This is a genomic window from Desertivirga xinjiangensis, assembly GCF_024436435.1.
In the GTDB taxonomy this organism is placed as follows: Bacteria; Bacteroidota; Bacteroidia; order Sphingobacteriales; family Sphingobacteriaceae; genus Desertivirga; species Desertivirga xinjiangensis.
The window spans coordinates 13,795-37,096 of sequence record NZ_JAFMZP010000001.1 but is presented as its reverse complement, the minus strand read 5'-3'; the positions used below and the strand labels follow the sequence as shown (position 1 = coordinate 37,096).

The window sequence follows — 23,302 nt, the reverse complement described above, 5'->3', positions numbered from 1 at the left end:
TACTGATTACTCAGCAACAACTTCAAAAGGAACCTGAACTTTAACTTCTTTGTGTAAGTTTAAGTTAGCTACATATTCGCCAACAAATTTAGGTTCAGTTTCAAAAGTGATACGGCGACGATCAACTTCGAAGCCTTCTTTCTTCAATGCATCAGCTACCTGAATGGTATTAACTGCACCAAAGATTTTACCACTTTCACCAGCCTTAGCACCAATAGTAAGCTTAACGCTTTCTAAACGGGCAGCAATAGCAAGAGCGTCATTTTTAATCTTCTCTTGTTTGAACTGGGCTTGTTTTAAGTTTTCAGCAAGTACTTTTTTTGCAGAAGAAGTTGCAAGAGTTGCAAATCCTTGTGGAATAAGATAATTGCGTCCGTAACCTGGCTTAACGTTTACAATATCGTCTTTCTCACCAAGGTTCTTAATATCTTGTTTTAAAATAATTTCCATTTCGTATTTACCTCCAATTATTTTAATGAATCAGTAACATAAGGTAAAATACCGATATGACGAGCACGTTTAACAGCCTGAGCTACTTTACGTTGAAACTTCAATGAAGTACCAGTTAAACGACGAGGCAATACTTTACCCTGGTCATTTACAAACTTCAAAAGGAAGTTAGCGTCTTTATAATCGATGTATTTAATCCCGTTCTTTTTGAAACGGCAATATTTTTTACGGTTATCCTCTACTTTAGGGGCAGTTACGTATTGAATTTGATCTCTTGCCATTATCCTGCTACCTCCTCAGTTTGTTGTTTTTTCTGATTGAAAGCTCCGCTGCGTTTCTTCTCGCTGTAAGCACGTGCATGCTTGTCAAGCGCAACCGTTAGGAAACGTAAAACACGCTCATCACGTCTGAATTCAACCTCCAGTTTATTAATTAATTCACCCGGAGCCTTGTATTCAATTAGGTGATAGTATCCTGTCGTTTTCTTTTGAATAGGATACGCAAGTTTCTTCAAACCCCAATTATCTTCGTGGATAATTTCGGCTCCGTTATCAGTTAGAACGCTGCGGAATTTAGCAATTGCTTCTTTCGCAACTTCATCAGATAACAACGGGGTTAGAACGATTACTGTTTCGTACTGTTGCATTGTCTGTTTGTTTTCAATTATTTACCCTACAAATAGGGAGCGCAAATGTAAGCATTTATAATTTAACTACAAATAGTTTTAGCTTTGCTTTTGTTGTCTGGCGGCTGAATTAAGAAACCGGCGTTCACCGGCGAATGTTATGAACTGGGCGCGCAAAAGGACCTTCAAAGTGCCAGATCTCAAAAACTTTTAGCAAACAAAAACTATCGGTATTTTTGCCGCATGAGCAATAAACTTCCGCCTGCCCTGATCAAAAGCTTAAAGGAGAAATACAACATTGAAGAGGAGCTGTTTTTTGAAGTGCATGAAGCTGCGGAAGCTATTACTTCTATCCGGTTGAATCCGCTAAAGCCTATTACAGAATTTGAACAAGGCGAATCGATCCCCTGGGCCTCACAGGGCAGATATCTGGCAAAAAGACCTTCATTTATTGCAGACCCCTTGTTTCATGCCGGATGTTATTATGTGCAGGAAGCCTCCTCTATGTTCCTGGAACATATTCTGAAACAAAGCTGCGATTTGAATGCTGATCTCCGTGTACTTGATTTGTGTGCCGCACCAGGGGGCAAGAGCACATTAATTGCTTCCCTTATTAGCCAGAGCAGTCTTTTGGTCTCCAATGAGATAATCAAGACGCGAGTCCCTGTACTCACAGATAACATGACTAAGTGGGGCGTTTTGAATTCAGTGGTTTCAAATAATGATCCAAAAGATTTCCAAAGGCTTGAAAGCTATTTCGATGTAATGGTTGTTGATGCTCCTTGTTCTGGTTCCGGAATGTGGAGAAAAGATCCCGACACCGTTAATGAGTGGTCTGAAAGCAACGTGCTTTTATGCAGCCAGCGTCAGCAGCGAATTTTGGCCGATGCCTATCCGGCGTTGAAGGAGGATGGTTTGCTTATCTATTCAACATGCTCATACTCGACGGAAGAAAATGAAGATATTGCCGACTGGCTTTGTGATACGTTTAACCTGGAAACCGTAAAAATAGATATTGATCCAGCCTGGAATATTGTACTAACTGAATCATCGAAACATAAGTGCTTCGCCTACCGGTTTTATCCGCATAAAGTAAAAGGAGAAGGTTTTTTTGTATCATGTTTCCGCAAAAAAGAAGGACAAAATTCTAGTTTCAATGCCCGAAGCAGGTCGCAGAAGCCTGTTAAACAAGATCTGGAAATTGTTGAAAGCTGGCTTAATATGAAAACCGGAACTCTTAAAGCAATGCCGGTAAAAGACGGGTACTCAATTATTAATCATGCTCATTGGGATGACATTCATTTCCTGCAGTCAAAGCTCTATTTAAAAAAATCGGGGGTGTTTGCTGGCAAGATCATCGGAAAGGGTCTGATTCCAGCTCACGAACTCGCATTAAGTCTGATAGTAAGTGAACATGTCTGCCGGGCAGAACTCACATACGACCAGGCCATCGCCTTCCTAAGAAAAGACGATTTACGTTTAGACAATGCTCAAACCGGCTGGAGCCTAATGTGCTATCAGGGTTTCGGCCTGGGGTGGGCTAAAGTATTACCCAACCGGATAAATAATTACCTTCCGAAGGAGGTGCGGATTTTAAAGGAAATTAAGGATCGAAAATAATATCAGAAGTTTCCTATCGACAGCATTACCAGAGTGCAGGCATATAATGTCTTAATACCTCTCTCATTGGCCATTTGCTCTAACTCGCGGTTCTCGGTACCGGGATTAAATATAATACGTTTCGGATGAGTTGCCAATATATAGTCGTAAAGGGCAATTTGATTTCTGGGACCCACATACAAGGTTATCGTATCAACATCAGAATGTATTTCATTCGGAGGTTCTATCGGCACTCCTGCTGCTTCGCCTTTTTTTAAACCTACATTGATAATAGGGTGCCCATGTCTAACCAAGGAATTTGATGCCAGGTAGGCATAGCGGCCGGTATCAGGCGTAGCACCTAGAACTAATGTTTTCTTCGCCATATTCGATCAGTTTTTAATTAACTTCAATACTGCTTCTGCACAATTCATGCCATCAATAGCTGCTGATACTATTCCTCCGGCATAGCCGGCGCCTTCTCCACAAGGGAATAAGCCCTGTAATTGCGGATGTTGGTAGTTGTCCCGGTCGCGGGGTATACGCACGGGCGAAGATGTTCTCGATTCTACCCCGGTGAGAATCGCCTCATTTGTAAAATAGCCTTTCATTTTTTTTCCGAATACCGGTAAAGCCTTCTTAAGGCGATCATAAACAAATGACGGAAGTACCTCTTTTAGATCCGCACTTTTGGTTCCAGGCAAGTAAGAGTTTTCCGGAAGATCTACTGACAGTTTTCCCTTTACAAAATCCTCCATACGCTGTGCAGGAGCTACCAGCTTCCCTCCTCCCGCCAGGTATGCTTTTTGTTCCACTTCCGCCTGAAAATTCAAGAGTCTAAATGGATCTGAATCATCACCTTTAACATCTTCGAAGTTAATCTGAACAACAGTACCTGAGTTTGCAAAAGGATTATTTCTTTTAGAGGGCGACCAGCCATTTACCACGATTTCGTTAAAATCTGTAGAACATGGGGCAATGATCCCACCAGGGCACATACAAAATGAAAACACCCCCCTGTTATCAACCTGCTCTACCAGACTGTAATAAGAAGGTGGCAAATATGGATCCCGGATATCGCAATGATACTGAGCCTGGTCTATTATAGATTGAGGATGTTCAATTCGCACCCCTAGTGCAAAAGGTTTAGCCTCCAGCAACAGGCCTTTTTTGTTCAAAATATGAAAAATATCACGTGCTGAATGTCCCGTAGCAAGAATAACCGCATCAGACTTCAATACATTCCCCTCTGCTGTTTCTACGCCGGCTACCTTGCCAGAGTTTACAAGTAAATCAGTTACCTTACAATCAAAGTGTAATTCACCACCTGCGTTTAAAATACTTTCCCGCATAGCAGTTATGATCTGCGGAAGTTTATTGGTACCAATGTGAGGCCTGGCATCTATCATAATGTCTTCTGCCGCACCATGAGCAACAAAAGCTTTCAACACATAGTTTACGTCTCCCCTTTTGTTTGAACGGGTATATAATTTACCGTCCGAATATGTCCCGGCACCTCCTTCTCCATAACAGTAATTAGATTCCGGATTGATCAGACCATCCCTGTTAATAGCTGCCAGGTCGCGCCGACGCTGCTTAACGTCTTTTCCCCTTTCGAGGATGACAGGCTTCAGTCCCAGCTCGATGCAACGAATCGCTGCAAATAAACCTGCGGGCCCCGCTCCAACTATTAAAACCGGCTTTTTGTCGCTGACATCCTGAAAATTAACTGTAAAAACTTCAGGTATATCATTTTCTTCAATAAATACATTTACCTTTAATCTGAATACAGTTTTACGGCCTCTGGCGTCTATTGAACGTTTCAGTACTTTGATAGATGTTATACTTTTTTCGCTGATCTTCAGGGTTTTCGAAGCAGTTTTAAGCAAGATAGATTCGTCAGAAGCTTCATGAGGAAGAAGCACAAGTTCGATTTCTTTTACCATAATTTGCCTGGTTTTTATCCGGGACAGTAACAAAGGTATGAAATTTGATATCTAAGATGTAAATTGAAAAACTTTTAACCATTACAACAAATGAAACACACATCCTTAAGAAGATTATTAACAATAGTTGGTTTATTCAGTATTCTTTCTCTTTCTTCCTGCGGCTACAATACCATGGTAGAACTTGACGAACAAGTTCAGTCGCAATGGGCACAAGTAGAGAACGTATATCAACGCCGGGCAGATCTGATTCCTAATCTGGTAAATTCCGTAAAGGGTGCGGCTAACTTTGAACAGGAAACCTTAACCAGGGTTACAGAAGCCAGGGCTAAAGCAACTGCCGTGAATGTGGATCCAGCTAAATTAACCCCGGAAAGCATTGAGAAGTTTCAGCAAGCGCAGGGAGAACTAAGCTCTGCTCTGGGAAGACTGATGGTAGTTACTGAAAACTATCCTCAACTTAAAGCCAATCAAAACTTCCTTGAGCTACAGGCTGAAATAGCTGGTACCGAGAACCGTATTTCTGTTGAACGGAGAAAATTTAATGAGGTAACTCAAACTTATAACTCAAAAATCCGCTCTTTTCCAAACAACTTAATGGCTGGCATGTTCGGATTTGAGAAAAAAGGCTATTTCCAGGCTGAAGCGGGCTCAAATAAAGCTCCCAAAGTTGAATTCTAATCCCTGTCCCTGAGATGAGATTATTCACAGAAAAAGAAGAGGAAGATATCCGGAAAGCTGTAGAAGCTGCGGAAGACAAGACTAGTGGAGAAATAAGAATTTGTGCGGAAAAAAAATGTCCGGAAAATCCCCTGGACAGAGCCGCCAATTATTTTTCTAAACTGAACATGAATCAAACCGCTCTGAGAAATGGCGTTTTGATTTATATTGCCACCGAAGACCATAAATTCGCCATCATTGGTGATGCAGGAATTAATAAAGTAGTTCCTCCTGATTTTTGGGACACCACAAAGGATGCAATGCTTGATCACTTCAAAAAAGGGGAACTCGCAGAAGGGATAATAACGGGAATTCACCTGGCCGGCGAGAAACTTCAGGCTTACTTTCCTCTTTTAGATGGTGACAAAAACGAACTCTCAGACGACATTTCCTATATGTAAATAAAGCTGTTGGTTTACCTCAGGTGGCTAACCGGAAGCTGACAGCTAAACAGAATAAAAATGGTATTTAAAAAAATAGCTTTCTTAGTTTCCTTTCTCTGCTTTCTATCAATCACCTCGTGGTCGCAGGATTTCCCTGAGAAACCCAACCGTTTAGTTAATGATTACACCGGCACTCTTTCTGAAAGTGAAGTTTCCTTCCTCGAACAGAAACTGGTTGCATTTGATGATTCAACATCAACACAGATTGCCGTTGTATTAATCAGGTCGGTAGGTGAGTATGATATAACCGACTATACGGCACGACTTGGAGAGAAATGGGGTGTTGGAGCTAAGGGTAAAAACAATGGCGTAGTGATACTTGCCGCTATAGAGGATAGGAAAATTTCTATTCAAACTGGCTATGGGGTGGAAGGTGTTTTACCCGACGGGATCACGAAACGCATTATTGAAAACGAAATTAAGCCAAGCTTTAAGCAAGGCAATTACTATCAGGGACTTGACAATGCAACTAATGCCATCATCTCCTATACAAAAGGTGAATATAAAAACGATAAGCCTAAAAAACAGAAGACAGGCTCGGGAGGTTTCCCTTTTGGAATACTCATCATTATCATTATCGCAATTATCATATCCAGACGAGGTGGCGGTGGTGGTGGTCAGGTTATTGGTGGGCGCGGCGGCGCGAGTCCGTTCTGGTGGATGTTAATGGGTTCTCAGATGGGAAGAAGCAGCAGAGGCAGTAGCGGCTGGGGTGGTTTTTCTGGCGGTGGTGGCGGATTCGGCGGAGGCAGCGGCGGTGGTTTTGGCGGCTTTGGCGGCGGAAGCTTTGGTGGCGGTGGCTCAAGCGGAAGCTGGTAGAAGAATTAATATCTATAAAATGAAATAACATGATTAGGAAAGACTTTATTGACGCAGAAATTCAAAAGCTGGCACAGGTACTGGCTAAAATAATCGGATTGAAAAATGATGGCAATGTTGACGATGCCACGGCTCTTGCAAAGCAGGTTGTAAGCACCGAATTTGGATTAAGCGAAGAATTTCTGCAATCAAACTCTGTTGACGAGTTCAGAGAAATATTAAAAAACGAGGACTATTCTGCAGAAAAATTAAATTTACTGGGTGCAATCTTGTTTGAAAGTGTACATCCTTTTATAGAATCAAAGGAAACAGAAACGGTTCTTCGCAAGACAGCGCTAGTTTTAAATATGCTCGAAACAGAGTATCACCAGCAATCCTTCGAAAATTTACACCGAAGGGAAATGATAGACAAATTTTTAAGTAATCTTCAATATGAGTAACCTTAAGTGGGAAAAATTATCTTCAAAATACTTAGTACAGGAAAAATGGGCGACATTAAGGATTGACGCCTGCAAAATGCCGAATGGCACTATAATAGATGATTACTACGTTCTTGAATACCCTGATTGGGCAAATGCTGTTGCTATTACAGAGGACAATCAGGTAGTTCTTATTAGACAGTACAGACATGCCTCTGGTGAGGTTATTTTAGAAATCCCTGGCGGTTGTGTGGACGAAGGAGAAGCCCCCGAAGCTGCTATTAAACGTGAACTGCTTGAAGAAACCGGTTACCAGTTCGATTCTATCGAACTTATTTCCACGGTATATGCCAACCCCTCTACTTCCGCAAATAAAACCTGGTGTTACCTCGCAAAAGGCGGCAAAAAAGTTGCCGATCAACATCTTGATGGTGGTGAAGAAATAGAAGTACTGACAGTAGGAATGGAGGAATTAAAACAACTTTTACTCGAAAATAAATTCGGCCAGGCCCTTCATACCAGTGCAATATTTTATGCTTTAGTTAAATTAGGCGTTTTAAAATAGAATACGCCTAACATGCATGTACAGGATCTTTACATCTATCCCGTTAAATCTCTTGCAGGAATAAGTTTACCGGGGGCACAGGCATTGCAAAAAGGTTTTGAATTCGATCGTCGCTGGATGTTGGTAGATGAAGACGGCAAGTTCATAACCCAAAGGACAGAACACCAACTTGCATTAATACAAACAAAGATCACTGAGGCCGGGATTGTAATTCGACACAAACACCATATGTCTGAACTTACAATCCCGTTTAATATTCCCTTAACTCGTACGTTGGAGGCCTCTGTCTGGGACGACCAGATAGAGGCTTATCATATAAATGAGGAGTTCGACGACTGGTTTACCAAGCAGATAAAAAAGTCGTGCAGGTTGATCTTTATGCCTGAAAACACTATCCGGTCTGTGGATCCCCGCTATACTGTAAACAATGAAAATGTCAGCTTTGCTGATGCTTTTCCTTTCCTTCTTATCAGCCAGGCGTCTCTAAACGACTTAAATAGCCGCTTAGCTAATCCGGTTCCGATGAACCGCTTTCGTCCAAACATCGTAATATCCGGAACTGAACCTTTTGAGGAAGATATCTGGAATGAGATTCAGATCAGCGATGTTAGGTTTAAGGTAGCGAAGCCCTGCGCCCGCTGCGTCCTTACAACTGTAGACCAGGATACAGCAATAAGAAATAAAGAACCTCTTCTTACCCTGTCCAAATACAGGTCGCTCGATAATAAAGTCCTTTTTGGCCAAAATCTCCTGGCCCTTAATGAAGGCCATATTAAAACCGGAGCTCGGGTCGAGGTACTTTCCTTCAAAACATCTTAAGTTAATTAGCCTGTCATTACATGATAAATTACAATCCAAAAGAATGGCTGCCTTTTATCTTCAGGTTCACAAAAGAAGATACGTTAAGAAAACTAATGCCGCTCATGTTGTCTGTCGGCCTTTATTCAGGCCTTGTTGCTTATCTTGAAATAGAATTTATGCAGCTATCAAAAACCAGTTACATCAGCAATATAGGCTTGATGCACAGTGTCCTTGGCTTTGTGATCTCCCTCCTCCTCGTATTTAGAACAAACACGGCGTACGACAGGTGGTGGGAAGGTCGAAAATTGTGGGGGCAGCTCACAAACAATTCCCGAAACTTCGCTATCAAGTTACATAGTTTCATTAAGCAGGAAGAAGATATCCACTTTTTCAGGCTGATGATTCCAAACTATGCTTTCGCCTTAAAAAATCACCTGCGGGAAAATGAAAATTTCACAGAACTTGACGCGGTGCTTGATCTCAAAAGAAACCATCATCTTCCAAATCAGATCGCAACCAAAATATTCAAAAGACTCTCAGACCTTCAGGCTCAAAACAAGTTAAGTGCAGAACAGCTATGGCTCGTTAATGAGGAATTTAAGTCTCTAACAGATATATGCGGGGCCTGCGAGCGGATAAAAAATACTCCGATCCCTTTTACTTATAGTGTCTTCATTAAAAAATTCATTTTCCTATACGTATTGACTCTACCTTTCGGCTGGGTTTATAGTCTGGGATATTTTATCATTCCGGTTATTATGTTCATTCTGTATGCATTTGCCAGCCTTGAACTTATTGCTGAAGAAATTGAGAATCCTTTTGGAACTGACCCGGATGATTTGCCGATAGATCAGATGTGCCATAATATCCGGAAGCATGTAAGTGAAGTGCTTTGATGATAACGTTAAGTAGGTTCGAAATTTAAGTTCCGCGCGGCACTCGCGCACCTGCCTTCGCAGCAGGGAGACCTGCAAAGACCCAAAAAAAGAAAGCCAGCTGTTGTAAGTATCAACAGCTGGCTTTCTTATCTGATCAGAATATACGTAACTTAACTCATTTTGAGTTTCTTTTGTATATCATGAACATATGCTTTGAATTTTTTGTCGGTATCGATCAGATCTTCTACAGTCTGGCAGGCATAAATAACTGTCGAATGATCGCGTCCTCCGAAGAATTGTCCTATAGACTTTAATGAAGTTTTTGTATGGCTTTTTGCCAGATACATGGAAATCTGTCTAACCTGAACAATCTCTCGTTTGCGAGTTTTGGATTTGACCATTTCAACAGGCACCTCGAAGTACTCGCAAACCAATTTCTGGATATACTCCATTGAAATTTCCTTGGAAGTATTTTTAATAAAGTTCTTAAGCATAGACTTAGCTAACGCCAAATCTATCTCCTTCTTATTTAAAGTTGACTGGGCTAGCAAAGAAACCATAGCCCCTTCCAGTTCACGTACGTTATTGTCAATGTTATGAGCAACGTATTCAATCACTTCTGTCGGCAACTCAATACCATCCGTATACATCTTCTTTTTAAGGATAGCCATACGGGTTTCCAGATCAGGGACCTGCAAATCGGCGGATAAGCCCCATTTAAATCTGCTTAACAATCGTTCTTCCAGACCTGCCAGGTCTTTAGGAGCCTTATCAGAAGTTAAAATAACCTGTTTGCCCGACTGGTGCAAATGATTGAAGATGTGGAAAAAGATATCCTGCGTTTTTTCTTTGCCGGCGAAGTTATGTACATCATCCATGATGATCACATCCATCGCCTGATAAAAATTCACAAAATCATTGATCGTGTTATTCTTCAATGAATCCACAAATTGCTGGCAAAACTTCTCACAAGAAACATATATAACCAGCTTATCTGGATTGCTTCTTTTAATCTCGTTTCCTATCGCTTGTGCCAGGTGGGTTTTACCCAAGCCAACGCCCCCATATAACAATAGAGGATTAAAGGACGTTCCTCCCGGCTTGCCGGCAACAGCATAACCAGCTGACCGTGCTAAACGATTACAATCACCCTCTATAAAGTTTTCAAAATTGTAATTCGAATTTAACTGAGGATCTACCTGTAATTTTTTCAATCCGGGAATTACAAAAGGATTTTTAATATCCTTATTTAAAGCCACCGGAACCGGCATTGACTGATTCTTTGCTTCTGACCCATTACCGTTAGACGGCATATTGGTGGTATACGGCTTATTATTCGATGATTTCTCAACAACAATATTGTATTCCAAACGCCCCTCATCACCTAACTGCTTTTTAACAGTTTTGCGTAAAAGGCCAACATAATGCTCTTCAAGCCACTCGTAAAAGAACAAACTTGGCACTTGTATGGTCAGGACATTTCCTTCCAAACGCAAAGCCTTGATCGGTTCAAACCAAGTCTTGTAACTTTGCGCTGGAATATTGTCTTTTATGATTTGAAGGCAATGATCCCATACATTTGTACAAGTTTTTTCCATATTATAATTTGTAATAATCTGATTTACAACAAACCCTGATTTAATTTTTCTACCGGGTTTGGAACATCGAATATTCTAAAAATATTCTGTTAAAAAAACTAATTTTTCAAAAAACTATTAACCGGTTCTACTACAGAAGCATAGCTCCTTTTGCCTCTTGTATTCCTTTCGAATACAAAATCCAGGCGTCCAAGATTCAAGCCGGCAAAGCCAACCTGATTCACCAACACTTGTTTTCCTTTGCTGTTTTTCAACACATCAGGAGCACTAAGAAAGGTATGAGTATGCCCCCCGATTATTAGGTCAAGATAGGTGGATTTTTCGGCAATTACAATATCTGAAACCCTCTCATTCAAGTATTTGTATCCCAAATGAGAAAGACATATAATAAAATCACACTTCTGTTCATGCTTCAGATACAACTCCAATTCCAGCATCTTTTTAACCGGGTCAAGATATAGCCTTTGAAATCGGATCTCCTCCATTGGCAGCCATATAGTCGAACAGCGTTTTCAGCTGATCACCGGTTAATTGTAAGGTAACTAAATAGTTTTCGAAGGGCATCAATTCAAATACGTGATACGTTTCCGGTTGGCTTCTTGTTATTTCAACTTTTGAAATGCCGACAATAGTGTTCATCTGAGAATCTAAACCAGCTTTAAAGGACGGTAAAACTCTATGATGGCAGGGTCTGGAGCCAATCCCTGATGGACGGAATAGAGTTGATTATTGATTGTTTTTATATGATAACCCGATTTACATCCGCCAATGGTAAATACAAGTATAGAACATATATAGCACCATATGTGTACGTTTTGGCCAACTTTAAAATTGGATATCATATATCTCTTTAAAAATACTCCTGCAAATCCGACTTAATTAAAGTCAGGGCCGCATCATAAGGATTCTCCTCAACGGATGCCATGTGCGATAAAATTGTTTTGTTAAGTTCAATTGCTGCCGCATCATAGGGCAACCCTTTCGCACTGTTGTTAATGAGCCGCACAGTATCATCTTTCAAGCGCCTGACCATATTCCATGCCTGAGCACTAACATACACCTGCTGAGTGACATTATGTTGAAACTCATTTTGAATTTCGGCAGTTAATAGCTGCTGCATTTGCAGAACGCTTAAGCCTGGTGAATGTAAACGCACAAGCAAATTTGAGGGATTTATTCGTTCAATGAGCAAGGATATCCGTTCATAGGCCTGTAAGCGTAAAGGTAAAGTGGTCGATAATGCAGCTTTTTTCAATTCGATAATTTTAAGTCGCTGCCTGTTCTCGATCAAAGGTTTCAAAACCGAATAAGCAATAAAAAACACTGCTGTACCTGCAAGTGTAAACTTCAAAATATCCAGAAGAAATGTAATTAAAATGTCCATTAGCGTTTTGTTATATAAAGGTCATATCGGATCAACCGCAGCAAAAGTGATCAATTTCACGTATATTTGTATCAACAAAAAGAAAGAAAAAAAGTATGGAAACAATCACTTCAATTTTACCGGTTTCTTTTACTGAAGGTGCAAAAAAGGAGTTACGTAAATTAAAAGATCAGCAGGAACTAAGCAATGAATTTGGTTTACGGGTTGGTGTAGAAGGAGGCGGTTGTGCCGGAATGAATTATGTTTTAGGCTTCGATCAGAAAAAAGACGGAGATCAGGAATATGACGTTGATGGGATTAAAGTTTTTATGCACAAAGCACATGGCTTGTATCTTGCTGGGATGGAGGTTGATTTCCAGGACGGACTTAACTCCCGTGGTTTCACTTTCAGCAATCCTAATGCGGCTAAGACTTGCGGCTGCGGCACCTCATTCTCTGTATAACAATTAAACTCTATAATTAGCCCTGCTTTTGAAAGATAGCAGGGTTTTTTCTGGTGTTATTTCCCCGCTATTTTAAACCAGCTCGTTTTGCAGTTGATATTCGGTTAAAAGCCTGTGGACATATGGCATTTTTAAGGATTGGTAAAGCATGTCGGCATGTTTCATCCTGTGCATATCACTTCCAATAAAATCTACCAAGATATTATCAACCATCTCTTCTGCTATCTTTTGAGTGAGCTTGCCATAATAGCCCGTGAGCGAAATGGTGTTCAATTGCAGATAACAGCCCGACTCCTTTATTTGCTGATAATTTTCAATAGCCGAACTCAGATAGGGGTATCTTTCAGGATGGGCTAAGAGCGGAGTATAACCTTTGTCTTTAATTTTCTCAATGATATCAAAAAGATTTTTTGGGTAATTCACAAAAGACAATTCAAAGAGGACATATTTCCCTCCTACTGTCAGGATATCACCTTTATCTAATCTATTCTCAAAAGTTTCATCAAGATAATACTCTGCCGCAGCTTCAACCTCTACATGAATATTTCTGACAGAAAGTTCGTTTCTAAGTCCATCCAACCCTTTTAATATAATATCAGTAGTATTGCGGTAATAATCCGCCATGATATGCGGGGTAGTAACGATCTTCTTAAAACCAAAATCCATCATTCTGGTAATCAGAGTGATGGATTCGTCCATATCCTGCGCTCCATCATCAATTCCGGGAATCAAATGAGAATGAAGATCAGTCTTTATTGAAGAAAAATCAATTTCAGGTTTCTTATCCTTCTTTTTAAACAGGTTGAATAACATTAGCGATTGGCATATTGTCCTTCGTAATAAGCCTGGTAATTGCCGGACGTAACATCATTGAGCCAGTCTTCATTGTTCAGGTACCAGTCAACGGTTTTCTCCAAGCCCTCCTCAAACTGCAAACTAGGCACCCAACCAAGTTCTTTCTGCAGCTTGCCTGAGTCAATGGCATAACGCAAGTCATGTCCGGCACGGTCGGTAACATAAGTGATTAGCTTGGCAGACGTTCCCTGCTCCCGGCCCAGCTTCCGGTCCATTATCTTACATAACAAGTGGATCAGATCAATGTTTTTCCATTCGTTATGACCACCTATATTGAATGTGGTACCTGGTGCCGCTTTGTGAAAAATCACATCAATCGCACGCGCGTGATCTTCTACCCACAGCCAGTCGCGAACATTTTCTCCCTTACCATATACCGGCACTGGCTGGTTATTCTTAATATTATTTATAGCAAGAGGTATAAGTTTTTCCGGAAAATGGTGTGAACCATAATTATTAGAACAGTTTGAGATTACGGTATCCATTCCATAAGTGTCGAAATAAGCCCGTACAAAGTGATCGGAACTTGCTTTTGACGCTGAATATGGACTGTGCGGATCATATGCTGTTTCCTCTGTAAACATGCCTGTCTCCCCTAATGTACCATAAACCTCATCAGTGGATACATGATAGAAGCGTTTGGAAGAATACTCCTCTTTCCACAGCTTACGGGCAGCATTGAGCAGATTAACTGTTCCTACTACATTCGTCATTACAAAATCGATCGGACTACTGATGGAGCGGTCAACATGAGACTCTGCTGCCAGGTGTATCACAGCATCAAATTTTTCCTTATCAAAAAGACTATCCACAAAGCCGGCATCAACAATATCACCTTTGATAAACTGATAATTCGGCTTGTTTTCTACATCTCTGAGGTTGGCTAGATTACCTGCATAGGTAAGCTTATCCAGATTTACAATTTGGTAGTCTGGATAGGTGTTTACAAAACGTCTTACAACGTGAGATCCTATAAATCCGGCGCCTCCGGTGATAAGTATTTTCTTCATTGCTTTATCTAAAATGAACAAAGATCGATCATTATGACCAATCTTTGCTTAACTATCTCTTAAACTAGTATTAACTAAAAGAGTTATCTTTTATATAATTCTCCCAAGCCCAGGCAGATTTCATCATATCTTCCAGACCCAGTTCAGCTTTCCAGTTCAATTCTTTTTCAGCTTTTGACACATCTCCCCAAACTTTCTCCACATCACCGGCTCTACGAGGCCCGATCTTATAATCAAGTTTAACACCGGTGCTTTCTTCAAAAGCCTTAATAACTTCAAGAACAGTACTTCCTTTACCTGTGCCAACATTGAAGATTTCAAAGTTTTTTTCCATTCTGCCTTCCTCCTGACGTTTCAGAGCCGCAATGTGAGCCTTTGCAAGATCAACAACATGAATATAATCTCTCACACAACTTCCATCAGGCGTGTCGTAATCATTTCCGAACACTGTTATAGCGCCTCTTTTACCAATCGCACTTTGAGTAATGAAAGGCACAAGATTCTGAGGAACCCCAATAGGAAGCTCCCCGATCAATGCTGATTTATGAGCACCAACAGGGTTGAAATATCGTAGCGAAATAACATGATAGTTCTCGCTTACAGATGCTGTTTCTACAAGAATCTCTTCAGCAATTTGCTTAGTATTGCCATAGGGAGATTCTGCCTTCTTTACAGGCGCAGCTTCAGTTACCGGCAACACATCAGGCTGACCGTAGACGGTACAGGATGACGAAAAAACAAAGTTCACCTCTTTACCTGCAAAAGCAGAAAGCAGATTTATCAAGGAAAAAAAGTTGTTCCGGTAATATTTAAGGGGCTTGGCGACCGACTCACCTACGGCCTTGTGAGCTGCAAAATGAATTACGCCGGTTATATCCTGGTTCTTGCTGATAAAGTCAATAACCTGTGTTTCATCGCATAAATCGAATTGATGAAATTCCGGTTTCTTGCCACTAATCTGAGTGATCTGATCTAAGATCTGAATACTCGAATTATCCAGATTATCAACTATCACCACTTCATAGCCTGCATTTTGAAGCTCAACTACGGTGTGAGATCCTATATAGCCGGTACCGCCAGTTACTAATATCTTGCTCATATTATTTATTATAAGTTGAAAAATCTTTATGCTCGATCTTTTCAATCAAATCTTGCGGAAGTGATTTAAAGTAATCATAAGTGATCTTCAAACCTTCTGCGCGGGAAACTTTCGGCTCCCATCCCAATAGCTCTTTCGCTTTGGTGATATCCGGACGACGTTGTTTCGGATCATCTGTCGGCAAAGGTTTAGTAATTAACTGTTGTTTAGTACCGGTCAGTTTAATGATCTCTTCACCAAACTCCCGGATAGTGATTTCGTCAGGATTTCCAATATTTACAGGATAGGCATAGTCTGAGAACAGCAACCGGTAAATTCCTTCAATAAGGTCATCCACATAGCAAAATGCTCTAGTTTGAGATCCATCTCCGAAAACAGTTAAGTCTTCTCCCCTGATAGCCTGGCCAATAAAAGCCGGTAAAACCCGCCCATCGTTCAGTCGCATCCGCGGCCCATAGGTATTAAATATCCGTACGATACGGGTTTCTAATCCATGGAAGGTATGGTAAGCCATAGTGATAGCCTCCTGAAAGCGTTTAGCTTCGTCGTAAACACCTCGGGGGCCAACCGGGTTTACGTTACCCCAGTATTCCTCTGGTTGAGGGTTAACGTTCGGATCGCCGTAAACTTCTGATGTCGAAGCAATAAGAATCCGGGCTTTTTTATCTTTTGCCAGACCTAATAAGTTATGGATTCCTAATGATCCTACTTTCAAAGTTTGAATAGGGATCTTCAGATAATCAATAGGACTTGCTGGTGATGCAAAATGAAGGATGTAGTCAAGCTCCCCGGAAACGTGAACAAACTTGGACACATCGTGATTATAAAATTCAAAATTCTCAAGCGGAAACAAGTGCTCAATATTTCTCAAATCACCAGTAATCAGATTGTCCATTGCGATTACATGGAAATCTTCTTTGATGAAACGATCGCACAAATGCGAGCCCAAAAAGCCAGCAGCCCCAGTAATCAGAATACGTTTTCTTGCCATTATGCTTCAATAATTTTACGTCCGATACTATTATAGTAATAACCGCAATCTATCATTTTTTGAAGATCATACAAATTACGACCATCAAAAATTACTTTAGATTTTAAGGATGCCTCTATCTTATCAAAGTCAGGGGTGCGGAACAAAGGCCACTCAGTTACAATAATTAAAGCATCGGCGTCCTGTAAAGCTTCATAAGGATCGTTTGCATAAGCAATAACATCTCCTTTTAATTTTTTTACGTTCTCTGCAGCCTCTGGGTCATAAGCAACAATTGAGGCACCTTCTTTAACTAATTCGTCAATTATATATAATGCCGGAGCTTCCCGGATATCATCAGTCTCAGGTTTAAAGGCCAGTCCCCATAAAGCAAACTTTTTACCTTTAAGATCTCCTTTATAATACTTACGCATTTTTTCAACGATCACCGTTTTCTGAACTTCATTTACGGTAATAACTGAATTTAGTATCTGGAAGTCGTAATCCACTTCAGCAGCCGACTTAACCAAAGCCTGAACATCCTTAGGGAAACAGCTGCCGCCATATCCTACTCCAGGGAAAAGGAAACGTTTGCCGATACGTGCATCTGAGCCAATTCCTCGGCGTACCTGATCTACATCAGCGCCAACCAATTCGCAAAGATTTGCAACCTCGTTCATGAAGGTAATTTTGGTAGCTAAGAATGAGTTTGCAGCATATTTGGTCAACTCGGAAGAACGCTCATCCATAAAGATGATCGGATTCCCAGAACGAACATACGGTGCATACAGCTCTTCCATAAGTTTTTTGGCTTTCTCACTGCTTGTACCTACTACCACCCGGTCAGGCTTCATAAAGTCTTCTACAGCGACACCTTCTCTCAAAAATTCAGGGTTGGAAACAACATCTACTTCCATGGAAGTATTCTCACTGAAAACCGCTTTAACTTTATCGGCAGTACCCACAGGCACTGTAGATTTAGTAACAACAACTTTGTAATTCTTTACAATTTTAGCAATATCTTTTGCTGCGCCTAAAACAAAACTAAGATCGGCTGAACCATCGCCGCCCGGAGGCGTTGGCAATGCTAAGAAGATGATTTTAGCTTCTTCAATGGCTTCGGCTAAATTTGTTGTAAACTTTAACCTGCCTTGTTCAATGTTACGGTGGAATAAAATGTCAAGCCCAGGTTCATAGATTGGAATCTGCCCTTGCTTCATCTTTTCCACTTTTTCCTGATTAATATCCACGCAGATGACAGTGTTTCCAGTTTCAGCAAGACATGTTCCGGTTACCAAACCAACATATCCTGTACCAACTACTGCAATTTTCATATATCGAGTTTAATTAAGAGATTTAACAGTATTTTCGGCGAAGATAAAATATTTACGCAACTATTATGCTCCTTCTTTACAATTTTGGCATCAAAATTTACTACTTTTTAGTATATCTGTTCCATTTCCTAAACAGCAAGGCAAATTACTGGATTAAGGGGAGAAAAAATATCTTTCAAATAATTGAGAAAGAAGTAGATGCAAGCAGTCCCTGCGCCTGGTTTCACTTCGCCTCCCTGGGCGAATTTGAACAGGGGCGACCAGTTATGGAAAACCTAAAAAAGCGCGAACCCGGACTGAAAATTATCATTACTTTTTTCTCTCCCTCAGGATATGAATTACGTAAAAATTATTCAGGTGCCGAGCATATTTTCTACCTCCCCCTGGACACAAAATCAAACGCTTCAAACTTTATACGGCTAATCAATCCCACAATGGCCGTTTTTACTAAATACGAATTTTGGTACCACTACTTTAATGAGCTTAACAAAAGGCAAATACCACTTTATATAATATCTGGAATTTTCAGACAAGGTCAGCCATTTTTTAAATGGTACGGAAGGTTGAACCGGAAAATTCTCTCGTTTGTTACTCACTTCTTTGTTCAGGATGAAGGCAGTGCAAAACTACTTAATTCGATTAACCTAACGAATGTAACTGTCAGCGGCGACACTCGTTTTGATCGGGTGGCCGAAAACGCCCTACAGCCAAAACAGTTCAATGAAGTTAAGGACTTCTGCTCTGACCGAAAGATATTTATTGCCGGTAGTACCTGGCCCGAAGATGAGAAACTGATCAGCAGACTGGTTGAGTTATATCCGTCATGGAGGTTTATCATTGCTCCGCACGAGATAAAAGAAGAAAAAATTAAAGCGTTCATCAACTTGCTGCCAAACGGAAGTGCGGTCCGGCATTCTCAGATCATCAGGCACGATAGCGATATCCCATTTTCGAAATCTACCTCTGTCCTTATAATCGATAACATTGGCATGCTTTCTTCCCTATATCAATATGCACAGGTTGCATATATAGGAGGAGGATTTGGTGTTGGCATTCATAATACTCTAGAAGCCGCTGCATTTGGAATTCCGGTAATTTTCGGACCGAACTTTCAGAAGTTTCTCGAAGCAAGAGCCCTGCTTAAGATAGGAGGTGGATTTACCATCGGCAATTCAGCTGACCTGGAAGATCTAATGATGCGATTGCAGGATCAAGAGTTCAGAATGAGAAGCGGTAACATTGCCGGAACTTTCGTGCGGACTCAGCAGGGAGCAACCAGCACTATTTTAAATTTCATTAGCCGTTAAAGTTAAAACACAATTCGAAGATAATTGCCGAACTTCGCCGGTAAATTAATACCCTTATGCCCAAAATTTTTGAAAACGTCTCTCTTAAAAAATTGAACACTTTTCGAGTTGAAGCCAAAGCTCGCTGGTTTACCGAAATAAATTCAGAACAAGAACTGGCGGAACTTTTTGCTGATCAACAATGGCAAAATACTGAACGACTCGTGATCGGCGGAGGCAGCAACATTCTTTTTACCAAAGATTTTGAAGGATTGGTAATATGCATGAACATCAAAGGAATCATCGATAAAATAGTGCATGATGATGTCTTTGTCACAGCAGGTGCCGGAGAAGTATGGAATGATGTGGTAACACACTGCGTAGACAGGGAATTTGCTGGCATGGAAAACTTAAGTCTCATTCCTGGTTCAGTGGGAGCATCGCCAATACAAAACATCGGGGCCTATGGCGTTGAACTTAAAGACGTATTTCATTCCTGTAAAGCTTTTGACATTGAAACCGGGGGGCATCTAACCTTTTCCAATCAGGACTGCCAGTTCGGTTACCGGGAAAGCATTTTTAAGAAAGAACTGAAAGGTAAAGTGATCATTACTTCTGTTACCTACAAACTTTCTACGAAGCCCTCTTTGAATACCAGCTATGGCGCTATCGCAACGGAATTGCAAAGTAGAGGCATCGGGCAACCAACTATAAGAGATATTTCTAAAGTTGTCTCAGATATCAGGGTCAGTAAACTTCCTGATCCATCCACGATCGGAAATGCCGGAAGTTTTTTTAAAAACCCCATTGTCTCGAAGCTAAAATGTGAACAACTACTGTCTGATTTTCCAAACACTATACATTACTGTCTACCAAACAGTACAGTTAAACTGGCCGCTGGATGGCTTATAGAGCAGTGCGGTTGGAAAGGTAAAAAAATTGGTGAAACCGGCACTTGGAAGAACCAGGCACTAGTACTTGTTAACCACGGAAATGCAAAAGGATCAGACATTTACAACCTTTCTGCCGCGATTATCAGCGATGTTAACAGCAAATTTGGTGTTCTTTTAGAACGAGAAGTCAATACCATATAACAGATATTTTGATCAGTTTTCCCTAAAATCTAAACATATAACACGCAGAATTCTATAAAGTTTAAGGTTTAGCACAGTTGTTGCATTGGTCTATGCAAGTTTGTTTTACAAATGACTGCTTATAGATTAACAATAAAAAAACAATCACCCTTAAGACCTTAACAAATATGACTAAGATAGAATTCAACACAATGGTTATGCGCCAGGCAAGTTCTCTAAGAATGTATGCTTTACATTTCACTCACGATGCCGATGACGCTAACGATTTGGTTCAGGATACCTTATTAAAAGCTATAACTTACTACAATAAATTTAAAGAAGGTACAAATCTTAAAGGTTGGTTGTACACAATAATGAAGAACACTTTCATTAACAACTATCGTCGTTTTGTGAAAATTAGTTCTTTTGTGACTAAATCTGACGAAATCTCTTCTGCGAACCTGGTTTTCAGTTCCACAAAAAACCAGGGAGAGTCAAAATTCATAATGGATGATATTAAATTAGCTCTTGGAAAACTTCCGGAAGAATATTTTGTTCCTTTTAGTATGTATTTTGAAGGATTCAAATATCATGAGATTGCGGATCACCTCGCAATTCCAATTGGAACCGTTAAAACTCGTATACACGTAGCTCGCAAGCTTCTTAAAAAGAGCTTAAAGCCATATGATAATGGTGTGAAAAAACCAATCTATGCGGAGCTCGATTAATTAGTGCCCCTTTTCTAAACTCATCATACTAGAGAGCGTACAGGTGCCAGCCTGGCGCTCTTTTTTTTTGTTACTTGCAACGAAACTTATTCTTATTTGATCAACTAGATCTAAAAATATACATTTTTAAGCTATGTTTGCAGCATATTTTGCGGGGTGCAAATTATCAGCTTGCAAAGCATGTACTAAAAGCTTGATGTCAAGGTTAGACGAGATTAAAAGACCCATAGAAAAAGAGCTGGATGTCTTTGAGGAAAAATTTAAATCCTCGATGAAAAGTTCTGTGCCCTTACTCGATCGAATTACGCATTATATTGTAAAACGAAAGGGAAAGCAAATTCGTCCCATGTTTGTCTTCTTTTCTGCCAGTTTGTGTGGCGAAATTACCGAGACAACCCACCGCGGAGCAGCCCTAGTAGAGCTATTACACACGGCAAGTCTGGTGCATGACGATGTGGTGGACCAGTCATACGAACGCCGCGGCTTCTTCTCTGTAAACGCTTTATGGAAAAACAAAATAGCCGTGCTGGTTGGCGACTTCCTTCTGGCTAAAGGTCTGTTGCTATCCGTAAACAACAATGATTTCAATCTCCTGAAAATCGTATCTGACGCCGTTCAGCAGATGAGTGAGGGAGAGCTTCTTCAAATCGAGAAAGCCAGGCGCCTCGATATTGATGAAAGTGTCTATTATGAAGTTATCCGGCAAAAAACGGCCTCCTTAATAGCATCATGCTGTGCCAGTGGGGCTGCCTCAACTGGGGCTGATCAGGAGACCATTGAAAAGATGCGGCTGTTTGGGGAGAAAGTAGGATTAGCCTTCCAGATTAAGGATGATCTGTTCGACTTTGGCACGGACGATGTTGGCAAACCCCTGGGTATTGACATCAAGGAAAAGAAAATCACTCTGCCCTTAATCTACGCCTTAAGTAAATCAAGTAAATCGGAAAAACACAGGATTATAAACCTGGTTAAAAACCATAATGAAGATTCACAAAAGATCGCTGAAGTGATTTATTTTGTAAGAAACAGCGGGGGGCTTGCATACGCTGAAATGCAAATGCACCGCTTCCAGGATGAAGCATTTGAAATTTTAAATAGTTTTCCGGAAAATGATGCCCGGACTGGCCTGGAGCAACTTGTTAGGTTTACCACTGAAAGAAAAAAATAATGATATCAAACGAAGTACTTTTTTTCGGAGGGTTTTTACTCTTCGTTATTCTTATGTTAGCAATTGATCTGGGCATATTCAATAAAAAAGATCATGCTGTAAGCTTGAAAGAAGCTGCAATCATGAGTTCTATTTGGGTTGCTTTTGCTCTTGGCTTTTATGTGCTTCTTGTTACAGAAGGACATAAACTCCATGGAATAGAAAACTTCGCCCAGCTTGAGAAAATCACGAAAGACCATTTCCATAATATTCGTTTGAACCCTGATGATTTTCTAGCCAGTCTGCAAATCTACAAACAGAACCTGGCACTCGAGTTCCTCACCGGATATGTAATTGAATACGCGCTGTCAATCGATAATATATTCGTTATGGTACTTATTTTTACGGCTTTCGCGGTCGAAGAGAAGTACTACCACAGGGTTCTGTTCTGGGGTATTGTCGGGGCGGTAATAATGCGTTTCCTGTTCATTTTTGTGGGAGCAACCCTTATAAATCAATTTGGATGGATCCTGTACGTTTTCGGTGCATTCCTGGTGTATACGGGTATTACCATGTACCTGAATAGAAATGCAGATGAAAAAATCGATCCTGAGAATCACACGATGGTTAAGTTCGCATCAAAGTACTTCTCGGTGCATCCCGAATTTGTTGGTAACAAGTTTTTCATCAAAAAGAATGGAAAAAGGATGATAACGCCCTTATTCATCGTTCTTTTGATCGTTGAGTTCACCGACCTGATTTTTGCTGTTGATTCTATCCCGGCTATTTTTGCCGTTACAAAAGATCCTTATATCGTCTTCTTTTCAAACATCTTTGCCATACTTGGACTACGTTCCATGTTCTTCCTTTTAGTGAACATTATTCATAAATTCCACTATCTAAAGGTTGGGCTGGCTTTTCTTCTGATGTTTATTGGGATAAAAATGTTGGCGCATCACTGGCTTCACACCTGGGGGTTCACAACAACACACTCATTGATAGTGATTGTCCTGATACTGACTATCAGTGTGGTTGCATCCCTAATGTTCCCTAAGAAGATGGGACACCCTGCGAAGCATTAAGGCGTTAATATATCAATGAGCATTAATC

The 23,302-nt window shown here is 40.6% G+C and carries 28 protein-coding genes; 14 read left to right on the top strand and 14 right to left on the bottom strand.

What is annotated here, in order from left to right; genetic code table 11:
* Positions 1–6: 6 nt before the first annotated feature.
* The 3 genes from rplI to rpsF are packed head-to-tail and all read right to left on the bottom strand — an operon-like array spanning position 7 to position 1,096.
* Positions 7–450 (bottom strand): 50S ribosomal protein L9, encoded by a 444-nt coding sequence (gene rplI, locus J3P37_RS00185; RefSeq protein ID WP_256008959.1) that lies wholly within the window; start codon positions 448–450, stop codon positions 7–9.
* 17 nt (positions 451–467) lie between these two features.
* On the bottom strand, positions 468–731 hold the full coding sequence (gene rpsR / locus J3P37_RS00180) for a 30S ribosomal protein S18 (protein WP_256008958.1): 264 nt from the start codon (positions 729–731) through the stop codon (positions 468–470).
* Positions 731–1,096, bottom strand: a complete 366-nt coding sequence (gene rpsF, locus J3P37_RS00175; RefSeq protein WP_256008957.1) for a 30S ribosomal protein S6 — start codon at positions 1,094–1,096, stop codon at positions 731–733. Before rpsF ends, rpsR begins: the two co-directional genes overlap by 1 nt.
* A gap of 222 nt (positions 1,097–1,318) precedes the next feature.
* Here rpsF and J3P37_RS00170 point away from each other — a divergent pair, with 222 nt between their 5' ends.
* A complete protein-coding gene (locus tag J3P37_RS00170; protein WP_256008956.1) occupies positions 1,319–2,695 on the top strand; it encodes a methyltransferase RsmF C-terminal domain-like protein in 1,377 nt (458 codons plus the stop codon).
* A 2-nt stretch (positions 2,696–2,697) separates the two neighbouring features.
* On the opposite strand, the gene J3P37_RS00165 is transcribed toward J3P37_RS00170, so the two are convergent.
* Positions 2,698–3,060 (bottom strand): CoA-binding protein, encoded by a 363-nt coding sequence (locus J3P37_RS00165; protein ID WP_256008955.1) that lies wholly within the window; start codon positions 3,058–3,060, stop codon positions 2,698–2,700.
* 6 nt (positions 3,061–3,066) lie between these two features.
* Positions 3,067–4,620, bottom strand: a complete 1,554-nt coding sequence (locus J3P37_RS00160; RefSeq protein ID WP_256008954.1) for an NAD(P)/FAD-dependent oxidoreductase — start codon at positions 4,618–4,620, stop codon at positions 3,067–3,069.
* A gap of 90 nt (positions 4,621–4,710) precedes the next feature.
* Between J3P37_RS00160 and J3P37_RS00155 the strand changes: the two genes are divergently transcribed.
* The 7 genes from J3P37_RS00155 to J3P37_RS00125 are packed head-to-tail and all read left to right on the top strand — an operon-like array spanning position 4,711 to position 9,283.
* Entirely contained in the window at positions 4,711–5,301 is a 591-nt protein-coding gene (locus J3P37_RS00155; protein WP_256008953.1) for a LemA family protein, read from the top strand.
* 14 nt (positions 5,302–5,315) lie between these two features.
* Positions 5,316–5,741, top strand: a complete 426-nt coding sequence (locus J3P37_RS00150; protein ID WP_256008952.1) for a TPM domain-containing protein — start codon at positions 5,316–5,318, stop codon at positions 5,739–5,741.
* A 60-nt stretch (positions 5,742–5,801) separates the two neighbouring features.
* A complete protein-coding gene (locus J3P37_RS00145) occupies positions 5,802–6,602 on the top strand; it encodes a TPM domain-containing protein (protein ID WP_256008951.1) in 801 nt (266 codons plus the stop codon).
* 29 nt (positions 6,603–6,631) lie between these two features.
* Entirely contained in the window at positions 6,632–7,042 is a 411-nt protein-coding gene (locus tag J3P37_RS00140; RefSeq protein ID WP_256008950.1) for a hypothetical protein, read from the top strand.
* Positions 7,035–7,586 (top strand): NUDIX hydrolase, encoded by a 552-nt coding sequence (locus J3P37_RS00135; protein WP_256008949.1) that lies wholly within the window; start codon positions 7,035–7,037, stop codon positions 7,584–7,586. The genes J3P37_RS00140 and J3P37_RS00135 overlap by 8 nt, the downstream gene beginning before the upstream one ends.
* 12 nt (positions 7,587–7,598) lie before the next feature.
* Positions 7,599–8,405 (top strand): MOSC domain-containing protein, encoded by an 807-nt coding sequence (locus J3P37_RS00130; RefSeq protein ID WP_256008948.1) that lies wholly within the window; start codon positions 7,599–7,601, stop codon positions 8,403–8,405.
* Positions 8,406–8,425: 20 nt separating this feature from the next.
* Positions 8,426–9,283 carry a bestrophin family protein gene (locus J3P37_RS00125; RefSeq protein WP_256008947.1) on the top strand — a complete coding sequence of 286 codons (858 nt, stop codon included), beginning with the start codon at positions 8,426–8,428 and terminating at the stop codon, positions 9,281–9,283.
* A gap of 152 nt (positions 9,284–9,435) precedes the next feature.
* On the opposite strand, the gene dnaA is transcribed toward J3P37_RS00125, so the two are convergent.
* The 4 genes from dnaA to J3P37_RS00105 all read right to left on the bottom strand — a co-directional run bounded on the left by dnaA (position 9,436) and on the right by J3P37_RS00105 (position 12,247).
* Positions 9,436–10,863: a chromosomal replication initiator protein DnaA gene (gene dnaA, locus J3P37_RS00120; RefSeq protein ID WP_256008946.1), complete on the bottom strand. Its 1,428-nt coding sequence runs from the start codon at positions 10,861–10,863 to the stop codon at positions 9,436–9,438.
* Positions 10,864–10,961: 98 nt separating this feature from the next.
* On the bottom strand, positions 10,962–11,348 hold the full coding sequence (locus J3P37_RS00115; RefSeq protein ID WP_256008945.1) for a hypothetical protein: 387 nt from the start codon (positions 11,346–11,348) through the stop codon (positions 10,962–10,964).
* On the bottom strand, positions 11,314–11,502 hold the full coding sequence (locus J3P37_RS00110) for a 5'-nucleotidase C-terminal domain-containing protein (RefSeq protein ID WP_256008944.1): 189 nt from the start codon (positions 11,500–11,502) through the stop codon (positions 11,314–11,316). The genes J3P37_RS00115 and J3P37_RS00110 overlap by 35 nt, the downstream gene beginning before the upstream one ends.
* A gap of 211 nt (positions 11,503–11,713) precedes the next feature.
* Positions 11,714–12,247, bottom strand: coding sequence for a DUF7935 family protein (locus tag J3P37_RS00105; RefSeq protein WP_256008943.1), 534 nt, complete (start codon positions 12,245–12,247; stop codon positions 11,714–11,716).
* A gap of 95 nt (positions 12,248–12,342) precedes the next feature.
* On the opposite strand from J3P37_RS00105, the gene J3P37_RS00100 reads away from it, so the two are divergent.
* Positions 12,343–12,690, top strand: a complete 348-nt coding sequence (locus J3P37_RS00100; RefSeq protein ID WP_256008942.1) for a HesB/IscA family protein — start codon at positions 12,343–12,345, stop codon at positions 12,688–12,690.
* A 72-nt stretch (positions 12,691–12,762) separates the two neighbouring features.
* Here J3P37_RS00100 and J3P37_RS00095 read toward each other — a convergent pair whose 3' ends face one another.
* From J3P37_RS00095 to J3P37_RS00075, 5 genes are all read right to left on the bottom strand, one after another.
* Entirely contained in the window at positions 12,763–13,503 is a 741-nt protein-coding gene (locus J3P37_RS00095; protein WP_256008941.1) for a tyrosine-protein phosphatase, read from the bottom strand.
* On the bottom strand, positions 13,503–14,555 hold the full coding sequence (gene rfbB, locus J3P37_RS00090) for a dTDP-glucose 4,6-dehydratase (RefSeq protein ID WP_256008940.1): 1,053 nt from the start codon (positions 14,553–14,555) through the stop codon (positions 13,503–13,505). Before rfbB ends, J3P37_RS00095 begins: the two co-directional genes overlap by 1 nt.
* 70 nt (positions 14,556–14,625) lie before the next feature.
* Positions 14,626–15,654: a UDP-glucose 4-epimerase GalE gene (gene galE / locus J3P37_RS00085; RefSeq protein WP_256008939.1), complete on the bottom strand. Its 1,029-nt coding sequence runs from the start codon at positions 15,652–15,654 to the stop codon at positions 14,626–14,628.
* Between the two features lies 1 nt (position 15,655).
* A complete protein-coding gene (locus J3P37_RS00080) occupies positions 15,656–16,645 on the bottom strand; it encodes a UDP-glucuronic acid decarboxylase family protein (RefSeq protein ID WP_256008938.1) in 990 nt (329 codons plus the stop codon).
* Complete coding sequence (locus J3P37_RS00075) at positions 16,645–17,958, bottom strand: UDP-glucose dehydrogenase family protein (RefSeq protein ID WP_256008937.1); 1,314 nt, start codon at positions 17,956–17,958, stop codon at positions 16,645–16,647. The genes J3P37_RS00080 and J3P37_RS00075 overlap by 1 nt, the downstream gene beginning before the upstream one ends.
* A 65-nt stretch (positions 17,959–18,023) precedes the next feature.
* Here J3P37_RS00075 and J3P37_RS00070 point away from each other — a divergent pair, with 65 nt between their 5' ends.
* The 5 genes from J3P37_RS00070 (at position 18,024) to J3P37_RS00050 (ending at position 23,274) form a co-directional block, all read left to right on the top strand.
* A complete protein-coding gene (locus tag J3P37_RS00070) occupies positions 18,024–19,265 on the top strand; it encodes a 3-deoxy-D-manno-octulosonic acid transferase (RefSeq protein WP_256008936.1) in 1,242 nt (413 codons plus the stop codon).
* A 56-nt stretch (positions 19,266–19,321) separates the two neighbouring features.
* Positions 19,322–20,338, top strand: a complete 1,017-nt coding sequence (gene murB / locus J3P37_RS00065) for a UDP-N-acetylmuramate dehydrogenase (protein ID WP_256008935.1) — start codon at positions 19,322–19,324, stop codon at positions 20,336–20,338.
* A 167-nt stretch (positions 20,339–20,505) separates the two neighbouring features.
* Complete coding sequence (locus J3P37_RS00060; protein WP_256008934.1) at positions 20,506–21,045, top strand: sigma-70 family RNA polymerase sigma factor; 540 nt, start codon at positions 20,506–20,508, stop codon at positions 21,043–21,045.
* Between the two features lie 196 nt (positions 21,046–21,241).
* Positions 21,242–22,213 carry a polyprenyl synthetase family protein gene (locus J3P37_RS00055; protein WP_256008933.1) on the top strand — a complete coding sequence of 324 codons (972 nt, stop codon included), beginning with the start codon at positions 21,242–21,244 and terminating at the stop codon, positions 22,211–22,213.
* A gap of 2 nt (positions 22,214–22,215) precedes the next feature.
* Complete coding sequence (locus J3P37_RS00050) at positions 22,216–23,274, top strand: TerC family protein (protein WP_256009880.1); 1,059 nt, start codon at positions 22,216–22,218, stop codon at positions 23,272–23,274.
* Positions 23,275–23,302: the final 28 nt, after the last annotated feature.